The following is a 15,745-nucleotide window of genomic DNA, read 5'->3' as shown; positions in this document are numbered from 1 at the left end:
CTTCCGATCTACAGAGTATCAGGAAGTTCCTCAATTATTGTAGGAAACCTTGAGAAAGGTGACTACACAATTGCATCTTTCAATATTGCAAGCACACAGGAAGATGGCAAGAATACATATTCCTCATCCAATGTCAAACTCGATGATAACAATGTAACTTCCATGGATTCCGAACCTCTAAAAGTCCAGATTGAATATACGGATGCAAAAGGAGAAAGAATCACGGTTGATAAGGAAGTAAAACTCGAAATGACTGCAGGAAATATGACTGAACAGGGACGAGGGGGGCCAGGTAACAAGAGTAGTGGGTTTGGATCATATTTTGTCTATGTTGTTTTAATAGCGGTTGCAGGAGGAATATTCGTCTCTCGCAAGAAAATTCAGGAAAAACTGCATGCAAGAAAAGAGAAGCATTCCGGGAATAAAAATCCTGAAAACCCGAAGGTCTGAATAAGGTCATATAATAAAAACAGACCACAAAAGATAGGATCACTAACAAACGGAGGAAGTAGGATGAGAAACTCAACCTACCTGAAGATGGGTCTGAATATGCTTGTGCACAGCAAGCTCCGGAGCTGGCTGACCATTATCGGGATAGTTATAGGAGTTGGATCTGTAATTGGCATTGTCTCCTTAGGGGACGCTATGGAAGCAAATGTACAGAGCAAGTTAGCTGAGATGGATCTGACAAATATAATCATAAGTCCGGGGTATACCAAAGCGTCATCAAACTTGCATGGTGGGCCTCCTCCTGGGATGGGTGGTGGTTCCTCGACAGATTCCGAATTGACGGATGACGACATTGATGCACTTCAAGGCATGGATAGTATACAGTATATAGCCGGATCAATTTCAGGCCGTGAAGAGGTGAAATATGCAGGAGAAACTGCTACCCTCTCGATTACAGGTGTTGATCCTCAGGTCTGGAAGTATATGACTTCCCTGAAAACGCAATCCGGAAGATTGCTTGAACCGGCAGATAGATATGTTGCAGTCATAGGAAGCAGTGTTGCTAGTGAGACTTACGACCAGGACATAGGGGTTAATCAGGTAATCACAATAAACAACAAATCAGTACGAGTTGTTGGAGTCCTGGAAGAAGAAGGCATGGGAGATGACTCAAAAATCTATATGCCTATTGATGGAGCAGTAGAGCTTATTGAGGATGCCAAAGAGGATGTTTATGATAGCATCACTATAAAAGCCAAGAGTGAAGATCTGATTGACGAACTTACGGAAGATATCGAAAAAAAGCTCATGGTCTCAAGGCATATCATTCAGGAAGATGACAAGGACTTTTCCGTAATAGCTTCAAAATCTATGGCAGAATCTGTTACTGAAATGATGAGTTCGATGACGCTTTTCCTCGGAGCCATTGCAGCTGTGTCCCTTATTGTAGGAGCCGTCGGGATTGCCAATACCATGTTTACCTCTGTGCTTGAAAAGACAAAGGAAATCGGAACTATGAAAGCCATTGGGGCAAAAAACAGGGATATACTTATGATTTTCCTTTTTAATTCCGCAATGGTAGGCCTTGTTGGCGGTATCCTTGGAGTTATTCTGGGATCCTTTGTTTCATCTGGGCTCCAGGCAATGATGGGAAGCGATATGACAGGAGGTGGCGGAGTAAGATTTACTCTAATGCTTGAGGGACTTGCCCTTGCAGTTCTGATAGGAGTAATTTCTGGAGTAGTACCAGCGTACAGGGCCTCAAAATTAAAGCCTGTGGATGCATTAAGGTACGAATAAACGAAAAGGAAAAACGGAAAAAAGGAATAAACAGAAAAGAAAGGGAATCAACCCTTTATTAATTTCATTTTTCATTGGAATCAGTGGCTTTCTGCTAACAAAGAAAAAGGTTGTGGTATGGTTGCTGAATGCCAGGATCACTAGAAACTCGGTCTTCTTTTTTCAAAAAAAGTAGCAGTGCTCTTTTTAGAATTGATCCATGACTCGTGTATATAACCTCTTTATCCGGCAATTGAGATTTGACGAGAACTGGTAGGTATCTTGAGATTCTAATTGCAGGAGCGTTTTTCTTTGTCTTTGGAGCAGCTATTTGGACCATTTGTCAGGGACGAGAGAAATAGCTTTGATGTTAGGTCTGAAGCTCCTTTTGAGAAACCCCTTCGAAAATAATACTTTATTGGGTATTCGTTTGTCTTTTATAGGATAATTAAAGATTAAATTAAGTTAATTTCCTATAAAAAAGCTTCATTGGTAAATTAATTCTCTGGGCTTCCCTATTTTTAGCTAAGTATGCTTATATTATTAAACACCAATGAGAGGGTCAGCTGCCTTCAATCCTATTGAGTGGCTGTAAGATCAAATGCTCCAAATAAGACAGTATTCAGCCCCATATCAGGCACTCGTGTTATACAGGTGTTCAACCTCATATCAGACAGTTGCTTAATTTGGTTAATTACAATGGAAAAGGAAAAAGACCGGAGACTATATTCTGGATTTTCTTGACGGGCTTAACAAACGAGAAGGTTAAGACAATTATAATTGTTACCCATGACCTTGAACTTGTAAAATATGCAACAAGGGTTGTTTACATCCGAGAAGGTGAGATTGAATAAATCGAAAAGCGAACGAAAAATGAACCAGGTACGGAAATCGAACCAAATCTGAATTGAGGAATTAAAATGAGAAAGTTCTCTTTGCTAACCTTTTTACTTCTGTTTTCGGTATTCATATGCCTTGGAGCCGGAACGGCACTTGCTTCTAATGGGGATATACAATCTGCATCTGTGGACGTAAACCTGACTAATCAAAATCCTGATTATGCTCGCCCTGGCGAGCCTGTTGAACTCACGCTCAGTGTGCAGAATGTAGGAAAGACTAACCTGGAGGGCATTACTGTCACAGTTAATTCGGAATATCCTTTCAATAAGGTTTCCGGAGAAGAGCTAACAAAAAAGGTATCCTACCTGAATGCCAGGCAAGACGATGAAGATGCAGCAGTCCTTAAATTTAAGCTTATGACCGATGCCAATGCTTCTGCAGGCAAATACGATATCGATATTACTACCGCTGCTAAAGAAAGTGGAGACTCATCAAAAACAATTACCACTACAAAAACCATCCAGCTGGAAATAAAAGGCAAAGAATATGCTCAGGTCGTAACCGTAAGCAAGGCGAATATTGACATTGCAAAGGAAGAGCCTCTAGAACTTATTGTAACGAATACAGGAACTTCCCCTATCAAAAACATGGTAGTTTCCTGGAAAGATCCAAAAGGAGTAATTCTCCCGGTATACTCGGACAATACCAAGTACATTAAGTACCTCGAAGCCGGAGGCTCGGTAAACATATCTTACTCTGTAATGGCAGATGTAAATGCAGACCCTGGGCTATACACTCTGGACGTGAATCTCAGCTATGAAGATTATGAATCCAAGGAACAGAGTACCAACACCACAGCAGGTCTTTTTGTTGGTGGAGAAACCGATTTTGATGTTTCCTTCTCAGAAAGTGACCAGGGAGAAGTTTCCCTGTCGGTTGCAAATGTAGGAAACAACATGGCCTATTCCGTGAAAGTCTCGGTTCCGGATCAGGAAGGGTACAGAGTATCAGGAAGTTCTTCAACTATTGTAGGAAACCTTGAGAAAGGAGACTACACAATTGCATCTTTTAATATCGTAAGCACACAGGAAGATGGCAAGAGTGCAGATTCTTCATCCAATGTCAAACTCGATGATAACAATGTAACTTCCATGGATTCCAATCCTCTAAAAGTCCAGATTGAATATACGGATGCAAAAGGAGAAAGAATAACGGTTGATAAGGAAGTAAAACTCGAAATGACTGCAGGAAACATGACTGAGGCAAGTCAGGGAGGCCCAGGAGGTCAGAGTAAAGGTGCCGGCATCGGCTCATATTTGCTTTACGTTGTGATAATAGCACTCGTTGGAGGATCATTTGTCTACCGCAGGAAAATCCAGGAAAAAATACAGGAAAGAAAAGGGAAACCATCCGGCAGCGAAAAGTCTGAAAACCAGTAAACCTGAAAACTGGCATAGAGAATGAAGAATGCAGAATAAGAAATACAAGCCTTTCAGAAAATTGCTTGCCCACAAGCCTTTTCAGAAAAGGCTTGAGCGAAAACCTAGGCATCGGTGTGATAAACCGGCGAAACGGTTACACAAGCCTTTTTTGAAAAGGCTTGAGCGAAAATGAATGGAAGGATGCAGGATGAGAAACTCTACCTACCTGAAGATGGGTCTGAACATGCTTTTACACAGTAAACTCCGAAGCTGGCTGACCATTATCGGGATAGTTATAGGAGTCGGATCTGTGATTGGCATTGTCTCTTTAGGGAATGCTATGGAGGCAAATGTGCAGAGCAAGTTAGCCGAGATGGATCTGACGAAAATAATCATAAGTCCAGGGTATACCAAAGCGTCATCTAACATCCCTGGCCCTCCTGGTATGGGGGGATCATCAACAGATACTGAATTGACAGATGACGATATCAAGGCTCTCCAGGGTCTGGATGGAATACAATACATTTCTGGCGAGATCTCAGGCAGAGAATCAGTGATTTACGCAGCCCAAAATGTAACTCTTTCGATTACAGGTGTTGATCCTCAGGTCTGGAAGTATATGACTTCCCTGAAAACGCAATCTGGAAGATTGCTTGAACCGGCAGACAAGTATGTTGCAGTTATAGGCAGCGGGGTTGCCAGTGGAGTCTATGACCAGGACATAGGGGTCAATCAAGTAATAACTATAAACGGAAAAACCGTGCGGGTTGTCGGTATTCTGGAAGAAGAAGGCGGAGGTGGAGATCAAAGCATTTACATGCCTATTGATGGAGCAGTAGAGCTTATTGATGATGCCGAAAAAGATGTTTATGATAGCATCACTGTAAAAGCCAAGAGTGAAGATCTTGTGGACGAACTTACGGAAGATATCGAAAAAAAACTCATGGTCTCAAGGCATATCATTCAAGAAGATGACAAGGACTTTTCCGTGACAGCCTCAAAGTCTATGGCCGAGTCTGTTACCAAAATGACGGGCTCGATGACGCTTTTCCTCGGAGCCATTGCAGCTGTGTCCCTGCTTGTAGGAGCCGTCGGGATTGCCAATACTATGTTTACCTCTGTGCTTGAAAAGACAAAGGAAATCGGAACTATGAAAGCCATTGGGGCAAAAAACAGGGATATACTTATGATTTTCCTTTTTAATTCCGCAATGGTAGGCCTTGTTGGCGGAATCCTTGGAGTTATTCTGGGAACTTTTGTCTCGTCTGGACTCCAGGCAATGATGGGAAGTGATATGGCAGATGGTGGTGGAGTAAGATTTACTCTAATGCTTGAGGGACTTGCCCTTGCAGTTCTAATAGGAGTAATCTCTGGAGTAGTACCTGCTTTCAGGGCTTCAAAGTTAAAACCAGTAGATGCACTGAGATACGAATAAACGAAACGAGAAAAAGGAATAAACAGAAAAGAAAGGGAATCAACCCTTTCTTAATTTCCGGCTTCCTTAATTTCCGGCTTCGTTGTTGAATCTATAGATTTCTGTTCTGTAGATTCGATTAACCTTACAAACCCGCTGCTGCCCTCAGAATACATTTCCATTTCCACAAAATAAGTATAATCTGAGATTTCAGATAGCCCGCCTGCTCCGCTGCTACCTACGATTAGCGAATAGACTTTTGCGTTATACTTCTTTTTTGCCTCTTCCCAGCGGGCCAGGATCAGTTCGTCCGAGACTTCGGATTTACCATCGGTTATAAAGAGCAGGTCTGCTCCCTGAAAGTCTTTTTCCTTCAAGGACTTGAGGCCTGAGGCAAGGGCAGTATTGAAATCCGTTCCTCCACCGAAGGTATAGAGAAGGAAATTCAGGAATTTTTCGGACATTTTTTTCCTGCTGCTGAGCTCGATTTCCAGGTGCTGGCTTGTTGAGGCAAAAAGGATAACTTTCATGTCCCTCTGCTGGGAAAGCATGCGTTTTGCCATGGCCAACACTGCGGACTTGGCCAGGGTCTGTGGAGCTCCATGCATTGACCCGGAGGTGTCCACAAGCACGATCATCGGGCCTCTGGGTTTTATTCGGGGAGGGCCTGTATAATGTTTTCCGAGGAGCTGATAGCTTAGGAGCTTTCCTTCAAGCATATCAGCATAGAACTTCTTCTTCAGGGATGGGTTCAGGAGTTTTGCGGCTTCCATGGGCAGCAAATTATTGATAGAATCGGAAAAGCGCACGGTCTGAATCCGGTTTTTTCCAAAAGGTGAAAGGTGTATGCGGTCCGAAGGAGGGTCAAATTCCCGCCTGCCAATAAAATTTACAATTTTTCTCAGGTCAGGGCTTTTTTCAAAAAAGGTCGAATAATTTTTAAGCATTTTAAGCTGCACATAGTAAGGCTCTTTTTTAAGCTCTTTTACGGAATAGCTCCAGTTGCGCTGGGGAAAAAGCAGGGCAAGCGTATCGAAAAGCTCAAGGTTTTCTTCCATTTCCGAAACGAACTCATCTATTCTTCGGTATAGCCCTTCCATTACTCTTTCCAGAAATTCCTGATGCCCACCTTTCTGCATGAAAGACAGGACAGCGTCGGCCAAGGCAAGTTCTCCGGAATTTCTCATTGTCTGAAAGTTTCGACCTGAAAACTCAGCCGATCCCACATTTCCCCACATCAGGAGAGTTTCTTTCAGGATTTCTTCAAACTGACTGAGTATTTCATCTATTCCAGCATCGAGTTCCTTAAGATATTCTGCACTTGAAACGCTGGAAGAGGTCTCTGAAAAACGTTCCAGAATCTCATAAATAAGAGGCAGGAGAATTTTCAAGCCTGCAATTCCGGCTCCTCTACTTTTTTTTGCAATTTTCCGGAGTTTAGGCCAGGGTTTTGAATTTCTCAGGGTAAGAAGGATCGGATAAAAAGCTCCGAAAGTCTCTATAAACCTTTTTGGGTCCTTTATCTCATAAGGCTGCCCAAAGAAGATTTCAATGGTTAGGACTTCGGCTATTTTTTCTCTAATTGGGCGGGGAATAGTTCGAGGAAAGGCTATTGTGCTCCTGAGGTCTCGTTCCAGCACGGCCGCAGTCTGATTCTGAAGCAAAAGCAAATCCCGCAAGCCTTTATTTCCTGAGGTTTTATTCCCTAAAAAGGAGTAAGTTCCAGATGAGGCCGCATCTGGATTATTCGGAAAATCCTCAGAGCCTTCCATGTCAAAACCTCATTTGAGTTATCTGGTTAAAAATTACCTTTTTTGGAATTTTATGGTCCAAAAGTTCGTGTTTTAAAATTTTATAGTTTAAAACTTCCTGTTTTGGGATTTTTATAGTTTAAAACTTCCTGGTTTAAAGCTTCCTGATCAAATATTGTCTGGTTTGAAGCTACTAAGTCAGGTTTCTTCATCTGAGCTTGAATCGAGAGCCAATCCCTTTCATAAAACTGTTGACACTGCTGCCAGAATCGGATACGGAAATTTGTTCCATTTCTTTTTTTCCTGCTCCTTTCGCAGGCTGGATTTCAGGCTGAGGTTCAGGTCTTGCCTGTCTGCTCTGAATTCTGAGCATTGACCGGCTTTTTGAGATAAGGTCATCGAGCTCGGATAACTCGAGACTTCGGGTATCGTGCAGGAGGAGAGCTTCGTTTCTGTCAAGCGTCGAGAGCCATATATTTGCGTCCATCAGATTTTTGAGAAGTTCTCGCTCTGCTTCAAGCCTGTATTTTACGCGTTCCACTCGATCGGCAAGGTTTTTAAGTTCTTTTTCAAAAACTTCTTTCTGGGTCTGGGAAAGTGTGCTCGTTTTTCCAGCCGCTTCCTGGAGCGAATCAATTTCTTTTACAAGGTTGTCATAAGGATAGATCCTTGACGGCCCTTCCGTTTTAAGAGTATAGCTGTGATTCGGGTGGGATATATGGTGAGTTTCAATTTCCTGCCTAAGCCGAAATTCTTCTCCGCAGCTGTCGCAGAGGATTTTTACAGGAAGTTCGCTTTTCAGGGCAATGCTTACTGCGGCCTGCAGGTCTTCAGCTTCCTGGCGCAGTTTTTCTGTACTGATGCCGCCTGAAATTGCGAACTCAAAAACGGTTTTCCGTATGGTTTCCCGCTCTTCAGGCAGATTCCAGAGCATGTGCTGAAGCAGGAGCACCATTGTCCTGTCCACGGCCGGGCATCCACTGCTGCAGGCTGCAACCTTCAAGACCTGAATGACTTTTTTCCAGCGCCGGTCAGAGATTTCAATCTCATGTAACTGAAGGCTCTTTCGAAGCTCAGTTACAATGATCTCAACATCAGGGTCAACAGGCAGATATTTTGCGCGTGCTCGAAGTCCGTATATTTCAGAGACTCTGAGACTTGTTGCAGGTTCGAATTCTTCAGGGCTTCTGAAAAGGAGGTTCCGAAAATTTTCCTCGTCCTGGATATAGGCGAGTCTGTACCTGAACAAAAAGCGGTCATAGAGTGCTTCAAGGCTCTCGTTTTCGTCAGGAAACTCATTGGATGCCCCGAAAACAGATAGCAGAGGCACGTCTACAAGCTCTCTTCCATTATGGTATTTGTGCTCATTGAGAATGGTCAGGAGGCTGTTCAGGATCGCACTGCTCGCTTTAAAAATCTCATCCAACAAAGCGATATGTGCGGTCGGGAGGCAGCCATCGATTTTCCTGCGGAATTCGTCTTCTTCCAGGGCTTTTAAGGAAAGTGGACCAAAGAGCTCTTCAGGGGTGGAAAAGCTTGTCAGGAGATAATTGAAAAAGTTTCCGCCTTCGATTGACTGGCAGATATTTTTCGCAAGCTGGGTTTTTGCCGTTCCAGGCGGTCCTAGAAAGAGGAGGTTTTCCCCGGCCAGCACGGCAAGGAGAGAGCCGTTGATCTCGGCTTCCCGCTCTTTAAAATAGACCATAAATGCGGATTTGATCTCAAGAAGCTTTTCTTTCAGGAGCAGACCTCCAGGTGAAGAGTGACATTTGGGCAAATCAGGACAAAATCAATTTGCAGCCAGGTTTTAAGTCTTTAGCCTGATTCTATTTTAAACCTTTCAATTGTATCTTATTTTCTAAAAACAAATCCTGGAAATGTAGCTTCCATTTTTATGTTTCAAAGCTATGTTTCAAGAAGGCTGTGAATCATTTTTCTGAGTTCTTTTTCAATTTACAAATTTTTTTAGATTATGTAAACCGTGAAGCTTAAATATGTTCACAACAGTGTTGATTTATCAACCATTGAAAATTCAATTATTTAATTTCTTATAATTGAAAAATCAATATTATTATAACTTCATTATATTTCGGAAATTATCTGCCTGAAAAATACTTCTGGTCGGCAAAATCTGGTATAAAAAAAGGTCAGTGGATAAAATGGACGAAGAGACGCTGAAGAAGATAATTCTTCTTATGACAGAAAGAGATGCTCTTGATAATTTGATTTTTGAACAGACTTTTCAGAAAAAAATTATTAGCAAATTTAAGAATCTGAGCAAGAATCAACCCATGGTAATCAAGATCATAGGCATGGAAGGTGAAATCATGCCCTCGACTATAGGGAAGTATACAGGCATGGATAAAAGCAGTCTCACTCGAATGGTTGATGATCTGGAGAAAAAAGGAATGGTATTTCGAAAAACTGACCCTGAAGACCGAAGGAAAGTGCTTGTTTCACTAACTAAAAAGGGACTAGAATGTTATAACTATTTCAATCAGGTCGCCGATGAAATCTTTAAGCTTGTAGATGAGAAGGATGTAGAAGAATATGTACAAAGTCTCGAAACGATGGTGAGCCTTTTAAAAAAGGCTGCCAGTCAACAAGCTAGACTCTAACTCGAGGGTGGGCGAAAGGAGGAAGATGAAGTGACTCTTAAAATTGTAGAAAATCTTCAGAAACTGGGGTTTACTGGAAACGAAGCTAAAATCTATGCAGTGCTTGTAGGTCTTAAACAGGCAAGAGCCAGTGAAATTGCAGAAGGTTCTGGAGTCCCGAGACCCAAAATCTACAGAACGCTCAGAGGGATGGAGAAGAAAGGGTATGTCCGGATTATTGAGGGCGAACCAACTCTTTTTTGCTGTGTAGAGCCTGAAGAGCTCATTTTCAGAATAAGGACGGATTTTATGCTTTCTCTAAAAGAGACTGCAAGTGAACTTAACGCTTTGAGCCCTACAACCAATGGATTTTCCTCTGAAAGTTTTCCAAAATTAGAGGTAAGGGTTTGAGAAAAAGAAGCTGGGAAAGGGGAACGTTGTTTAATGTAACTTTAGATAGTTTTGATGTAGTTTTAAGTATCATTAAGAAATCTGATTTTAAATTCTTATAGCTCTATTTTACTCTGGGCTTACAACACGACTTTCATAGCGTTTTTGTTCCCTGATTGGAAACAAAAAGAGAGCGGAATATTAATCCTTATTTTAGCCCGACTTTCGATTCGAAGATAGTCTTCGAAACTCTTTTATATATTTTTAGATAATCTCTACATATAGTAAAATTTATACCTGTAGGTTAAAACTAAAAATTTCTCCAAATGAATTCACGAGTTTGATCTTAATTCTTGTTTGATTTTAGTTCATTCCGAGAAAAATCACTTATCTTGACTGAATCTGTAATTTGCTCGCAAATAACGGGATTTTCAGGAGCCTTAAAGATGATTGAAGTAGGAAATCTTTCTAAATTTTATGGAAGTACAAAGGCAGTAAATGATATTTCCCTTTCAATTGAAAAAGGTGAGCTCTTTGGGCTTCTGGGTCCTAACGGGTCAGGAAAAACGACTATGATCAAGATGCTCACCGGTCAAATAAAGCCAACCTCTGGCTACCTCCGAGTACACGGCGTGGATGTGCTCGAAGACCCGATTCGAGTCCGGGAGCTGGTAGGCGTTGTTCCTGAGCAGGAAACACCACCGAGTTTTTTGACCGCTGAAGAATACCTCTATTTCGTTGCAAAAATCCGGAAAATGGAAAACTATGAGAAAACCTGTGAAAAATGGTTCGAATTCCTGGATTTCAGAGACCAGAAAAATTCACTATGCAAAGATCTCTCAAGGGGCACAAGGCAGAAATTGATGTTTGCTCAGGCTTTCCTGCATGAGCCGGAACTCGCAATTATCGATGAGCCTCTAATCAACCTTGACCCTATATTACCTGACAGGGCTTTCGCCTTCCATAAATCTCTATAACGGCAGGACTTTTGCATTATATACAATTTCAGTTATGCCACTGCTGCTTGTGAATGTTATCCTGTCAATGTTTGGCCCGTACTACGTACTTTATAAACCTCCTTCTGGTGCCTCCTGCCCTCTACCTGCTCGGACAGAGCTTCAAAAAATGGGACCGGATTGAAAGCCCGCGTTTCTAATTACAGTATCAGTTGACGGCATCAGTTGACGGCATCAGTTAATGGTATCAGTTAATGGTATCAGTTAATGATATAGCTCCCAGTTAAGTCAGAATTTACAGATTGCACGGATTTCTTTTTAACCTAAGATGGAAAATATGCTTGGAGGGAACGGTAATGATTCCTTTTTTTTATACATTCTTTATGTTTCTAAAGACGCTAAAAACGCTGCTTAAAGATCCTAAGTTCAGGTCCCTCCTTTATTTAACTGTGATAACTCTCGCAGGAGGTACTATTTTTTACCATAGGATGGAAGGCTGGGGATGGCTTGACTCTTTCTATTTTTCAGTTATCACTCTGGCAACTGTGGGTTATGGAGACTTTGCTCCTAAAACTGATTTTGGGAAAATATTTACCGTGGTTTATATTTTTACAGGACTTGGAATTCTTCTTGGTTTTGTCAATCCGATTGGAGAATATATTATAGATAGAAGATTCGAAGCGGAAAAGAATAAAAACGAAGGCAAAACCTATGAAAATAAATTTGATTTCTTCGGGGTATTGGGAAAGCTCAAGAATAAGAAATAGAATTTCTAGCAGGAAAAAACCTATGCTGAGAAACTTGAACTGATTTATCCTTTTTATATTGATTACATGAATTATTTTGGAATTGCCAGTGAGTTTTCTATTTAGTGGGTCAGAAGGACTGGAATTTAGAGTTTACTCGTATAGATACTTTTTATTTGTATAACCGGAAGAAGTTAAAGTTTCTTTTGGCATTTCAATGGATTTAAAAGCCGGTATGTTTATAGCAGCGGGTGCGGGTGCTAATTTTAATGTGACTTTGACCTGGAAGAATTGAGAAAGAGAGGAGTTGAAAACACTTCCATTCTGTGCCCTGATTTTTAATCTGCTTTCAAGACAGCAGGTGAGTAGAAAGAAAGGTGAGTGAGGAGAATAAGCACGAGAAATATTGAGAAGAGAGCTTAAAACTCTGTGGAGGGTGTTATTAGTGCCAACCATGCTGGAAGAGAAGGATTGGGACATCCTTCTTAAGAGAATCAAGAATGGGAAGTGCACTCCTTTTCTTGGATCTGGGGCCTGTTCTGAAAAGATTTCTGTTATTTCCCAGATTGCAAATGAGTGGGCAGAAGAGTACGACTACCCAATGGAAGACTCGGATGACTTAACACGGGTGGCTCAGTTTGTGGCTGTAACCGAAGGAGACAAGATGTTTCCAAGGGATGAGATTTGTAATAAAATTGCTGAACTGTCAGAAGAAATTACACCAACATACTTTGAAACTCCTGATGAAATTCACGGAGTGCTAGCCGATTTCCCACTACCAGTTTATATTTCCACAACTTACGATGACCTCATGGTGCGAGCTCTTAAAAGCCGTGGCAAAACACCAATCCAGGAAATATGTCGGTGGAATGAATACATCATAAAACGCAAACCAACGCCATCAGACTTCGACCCCACTCCTGAAAAACCTTTGGTATATCACCTCCATGGCTGCTATAAAATACCAGAGTCTTTAGTTCTAACAGAGGACGATTATCTGGACTTCCTTGTTGCTGTTTCAAAGGTAGAAAACCTGCTTCCTCCGCGTATTCAGGAGGCATTTGGAGGCACATCTCTTCTTCTAGGCTACAAGGTAACTGATTGGGATTTCCGTGTTCTTTGCCGGATTCTTGATGAATACATAGGAAGAAGTATGATGGGTAGAAAGCACATATCTGTACAGCTCGTGCCAGGGAACGTTTCTGAGACCCAAGAAGAAAAAGCTCAGAAATATCTGGATCGCTATTTTGAGGATCTTCATATCCAGGTATACTGGCATAATTGCTGCGAATTTGCCGCAGAATTGAGAACACGATGGGAGGCTTTCAATCGTGATATCACAAAAATAGATGCTGAAAATAGGCGACATTTTCTAATTAAAGAAAAAACCAATAAGGTTTCGATACTCTTCTTAGCAGCCGATCCCACTAATGAATCTCGCTTGCGGCTTGGTGAAGAATTTCGAGAGATTCAAGAAAAACTGAAATTGGCTAAATTTCGGGACCGCTTTACATTATTGCCACAATTGTCAGTTCGCCCATCAGATATATCCCAAGCTTTGCTTGATACACAGCCACATATCGTCCATTTTTCTGGTCATGGCACACCTACAGGTGCGTTATGCTTTGAGGATCTGGCAGGGAAAACTCACCCGATCGATCCTGATGCGCTTGCCGCATTGTTTGAACAATTTAGCGGTCAGGTGAATTGTGTAATTTTGAACGCTTGTTACGCAGAGATTCAGGCAAAAGTCATCGCTAAACACATCAAATATGTCATTGGCATGAACCAGGCAATCGGCGATAAAGCTGCTATTGCCTTCGCTATTGGTTTTTACCAGGCATTAGGAGGAGGGCTTAGCATTGAAGAGGCATATAGATTTGGGTGTGTACAAATTCAACTACAAGGTATTCCAGAGCATCTAACACCGGTTTTAGTAAAGAAGGATCAGTCGTTATTGTCACAGCTCAACAAATAAGGATTGAGACGATGTGGAGTGTCATTTAAATTCCAGGTTCAAATAAGCTCCGGGGTTTAAACATTTAATATTTTTTCACTGAAATCTAATGATGAAGGTCGAGCAATGGAACAAAGTGACAATTCTCCCCTAAAGCTCCTCTCTTTCGCCAATCCCGTATTTACAGTTATTCTCATTAAAATGCAGCTAAAAAACAGTACTTCAGGACAGAAATTCTCATATATCTGTGCAAATTCTAAATTTCTGGAAAATTTACGATCTGGATTTGAAATTAGCGTTGCTTAGTATCCAATTGGAGAAGTGGTTTGAATTTTGAACTTTGTGGAGGGTGTTAGTAGTGCCAACAATGCTGGAAGTGAAGGATTGGGATATCCTTCTTAAAAGAATCAAGAATGGGAAATGTACTCCTTTTCTTGGATCTGGAGCCTGTTCTAAAAAGATTTCGATTATTTCCCAGATTGCAAATGAGTGGGCAAAAGAGTACGACTACCCAATGGAAGACTCGGATGACTTGATACGGGTGGAGCTTGTGACTGTGGTTGAAGACCTTATGACTCTAAGGAAGAAGATATATGCAGAAAAATCAAAGAACTGTCTTCCGCAGAATTGAGAACACAATGGGAGGCTTTCAGTAGTGGTACCCGAATTCCAGGTTTACGTGGGCCCTCGACCTTTTGAACAGGAAGATGAATTCATTTTTTTTGGAAGAAACCGTGAAGCTCGAGATCTCCTGTCCCTAGTCATTGCACATAATCTGGTTCTCGTCTATGCCCAGTCGGGTGCAGGTAAGACTTCACTTCTCAATGCAGGGCTTATTCCTCTCCTTAAGGAAAACCAGTTTGAAGTTTTTCCGGTGGCGCGAGTTAAAGGCACAATTTTGGAATATACAAAAACTGACGAGATTTCAAACATATATGTCTTTAATACGCTTACAAGTTGGGCTGAAGGTGAATATGATATTGAGATCCTGGCTAAAATGAAACTTGTTGACTTTTTGAATAAACAGGAGCATATGCAGGATGAAGATGGCATGCCTTTACCCCGTGCCGTCATCTTCGATCAGTTTGAGGAAATATTCTCTTTATATCAAGACCGTTGGAAAGATAAAGATGGATTTTTTGAGCAAGTAAGTACTGCTCTGGAAGCAGACCCCCTTTTAAGGGTGGTTTTTGTCATGCGGGAGGATTTCATAGCTCAGCTAGACCCTTATGCTTATCTTCTTCCCGACAGATTGCGGACTCGTTTTCATATGGAGCGTCTGCGCAGTGATGCTGCTCTGCTGGCAATCAAAGAGCCTTTGAGATATACTGGCCGCTTTTTTGCAGAAGGGGTAGCAGAAAAACTTGTCGATGATTTATTGACGATTCGAGTTGAAACAACACCAGGCAAAACCGCTGAGGTAACAGGAGAGTTCATAGAGGCTGTGCAACTTCAGGTAGTATGCCAGAACCTCTGGCGTGAGTTACCTCCAGAGGTGAAGCAAATCACATTTCAGCACCTGAAAACCTATGGCAATGTGGAACAGGAACTTTACAGGTTTTATGAAGAGGCTATAAGGGCATCAGCAGAGAAGGCACGCATTGATGAAGAAGGCCTGCGCAGATTGTGTGGCGAAGTGCTGATAACGGCTATGGGGACACGGGGGATGGTTTATCGGGCTCCAGCGTGCACCTGTGATGTTCCCAATGCAGCCATTGATGTGCTTGAAAGCATGCACCTTATCAGAGCCGAGTGGCGGGCAGGTGCACGCTGGTATGAACTGACTCACGACAGGTTTATCGAGCCAATACTATCTTCTAACAAGGTTTTTAATGATAAACTGGCAGAGATAAAAAGGACAGAGAAAGAAAGGCTAGAAAAAGAAAGGCTAGAGAAAGAATGGGCAGAGAAAGAACGGCTAAAGAAAGAACGGCTAGAGAAAGAA

General features: G+C 41.8%; 11 protein-coding genes and 3 pseudogenes. 12 read left to right on the top strand and 2 right to left on the bottom strand.

Annotated features, from left to right (window positions below):
• The 4 genes and pseudogenes from BP861_RS05895 to BP861_RS05880 all read left to right on the top strand — a co-directional run.
• Nucleotides 1-450 (top strand): annotated as a pseudogene (locus BP861_RS05895) (hypothetical protein); the annotation flags it as partial.
• 63 nt (nt 451-513) lie between these two features.
• Nucleotides 514-1,749 (top strand): ABC transporter permease, encoded by a 1,236-nt coding sequence (locus tag BP861_RS05890; RefSeq protein ID WP_292373505.1) that lies wholly within the window; start codon nt 514-516, stop codon nt 1,747-1,749.
• Between the two features lie 899 nt (nt 1,750-2,648).
• Entirely contained in the window at nt 2,649-4,007 is a 1,359-nt protein-coding gene (locus tag BP861_RS05885; protein WP_292373502.1) for a COG1361 S-layer family protein, read from the top strand.
• Nucleotides 4,008-4,197: 190 nt separating this feature from the next.
• Nucleotides 4,198-5,424, top strand: a complete 1,227-nt coding sequence (locus BP861_RS05880; protein ID WP_292373500.1) for an ABC transporter permease — start codon at nt 4,198-4,200, stop codon at nt 5,422-5,424.
• Nucleotides 5,425-5,474: 50 nt separating this feature from the next.
• Here the strand turns inward: BP861_RS05880 and BP861_RS05875 are convergent, their stop codons facing one another.
• Both BP861_RS05875 and BP861_RS05870 read right to left on the bottom strand, forming a co-directional pair.
• Complete coding sequence (locus BP861_RS05875; RefSeq protein WP_292373498.1) at nt 5,475-7,175, bottom strand: vWA domain-containing protein; 1,701 nt, start codon at nt 7,173-7,175, stop codon at nt 5,475-5,477.
• Nucleotides 7,176-7,362: 187 nt separating this feature from the next.
• On the bottom strand, nt 7,363-8,931 hold the full coding sequence (locus BP861_RS05870) for an AAA family ATPase (RefSeq protein WP_292373496.1): 1,569 nt from the start codon (nt 8,929-8,931) through the stop codon (nt 7,363-7,365).
• Nucleotides 8,932-9,313: 382 nt separating this feature from the next.
• Here BP861_RS05870 and BP861_RS05865 point away from each other — a divergent pair, with 382 nt between their 5' ends.
• From BP861_RS05865 to BP861_RS05835, 8 genes and pseudogenes are all read left to right on the top strand, one after another.
• Complete coding sequence (locus tag BP861_RS05865; protein WP_292373494.1) at nt 9,314-9,772, top strand: MarR family winged helix-turn-helix transcriptional regulator; 459 nt, start codon at nt 9,314-9,316, stop codon at nt 9,770-9,772.
• 30 nt (nt 9,773-9,802) lie between these two features.
• Nucleotides 9,803-10,162, top strand: a complete 360-nt coding sequence (locus BP861_RS05860) for a TrmB family transcriptional regulator (RefSeq protein ID WP_292373493.1) — start codon at nt 9,803-9,805, stop codon at nt 10,160-10,162.
• Between the two features lie 425 nt (nt 10,163-10,587).
• Nucleotides 10,588-11,118: an ABC transporter ATP-binding protein gene (locus tag BP861_RS05855; RefSeq protein ID WP_292373491.1), complete on the top strand. Its 531-nt coding sequence runs from the start codon at nt 10,588-10,590 to the stop codon at nt 11,116-11,118.
• Nucleotides 11,119-11,480: 362 nt separating this feature from the next.
• Nucleotides 11,481-11,864 (top strand): potassium channel family protein, encoded by a 384-nt coding sequence (locus tag BP861_RS05850; RefSeq protein ID WP_292373489.1) that lies wholly within the window; start codon nt 11,481-11,483, stop codon nt 11,862-11,864.
• Nucleotides 11,865-12,039: 175 nt separating this feature from the next.
• Nucleotides 12,040-12,138 (top strand): annotated as a pseudogene (locus tag BP861_RS16095) (CU044_2847 family protein); the annotation flags it as partial.
• Between the two features lie 159 nt (nt 12,139-12,297).
• Complete coding sequence (locus tag BP861_RS05845; protein WP_292373507.1) at nt 12,298-13,821, top strand: SIR2 family NAD-dependent protein deacylase; 1,524 nt, start codon at nt 12,298-12,300, stop codon at nt 13,819-13,821.
• 337 nt (nt 13,822-14,158) lie between these two features.
• Entirely contained in the window at nt 14,159-14,431 is a 273-nt protein-coding gene (locus tag BP861_RS05840; RefSeq protein WP_292373487.1) for a hypothetical protein, read from the top strand.
• Nucleotides 14,432-14,455: 24 nt separating this feature from the next.
• Nucleotides 14,456-15,745, top strand: a pseudogene (locus BP861_RS05835) (hypothetical protein); the annotation flags it as partial.

Origin of the sequence: Methanosarcina sp. UBA411 (assembly GCF_002495725.1) — an archaeon.
Classification (GTDB): Archaea; Halobacteriota; Methanosarcinia; order Methanosarcinales; family Methanosarcinaceae; genus Methanosarcina.
This window is presented reverse-complemented; position numbering and strand designations above follow the sequence as displayed.

Bases quoted from the DNA above. Each gene is read 5' to 3' on its own strand.
- BP861_RS05890 (WP_292373505.1), top strand. From the start codon at position 514: ATGAGAAACTCAACCTACCTGAAGATGGGTCTGAATATGCTTGTGCAC.
- BP861_RS05885 (WP_292373502.1), top strand. From the start codon at position 2,649: ATGAGAAAGTTCTCTTTGCTAACCTTTTTACTTCTGTTTTCGGTATTC.
- BP861_RS05880 (WP_292373500.1), top strand. From the start codon at position 4,198: ATGAGAAACTCTACCTACCTGAAGATGGGTCTGAACATGCTTTTACAC.
- BP861_RS05875 (WP_292373498.1), bottom strand. From the start codon at position 7,175: ATGGAAGGCTCTGAGGATTTTCCGAATAATCCAGATGCGGCCTCATCT.
- BP861_RS05865 (WP_292373494.1), top strand. From the start codon at position 9,314: ATGGACGAAGAGACGCTGAAGAAGATAATTCTTCTTATGACAGAAAGA.
- BP861_RS05855 (WP_292373491.1), top strand. From the start codon at position 10,588: ATGATTGAAGTAGGAAATCTTTCTAAATTTTATGGAAGTACAAAGGCA.
- BP861_RS05850 (WP_292373489.1), top strand. From the start codon at position 11,481: ATGTTTCTAAAGACGCTAAAAACGCTGCTTAAAGATCCTAAGTTCAGG.
- BP861_RS05845 (WP_292373507.1), top strand. From the start codon at position 12,298: ATGCTGGAAGAGAAGGATTGGGACATCCTTCTTAAGAGAATCAAGAAT.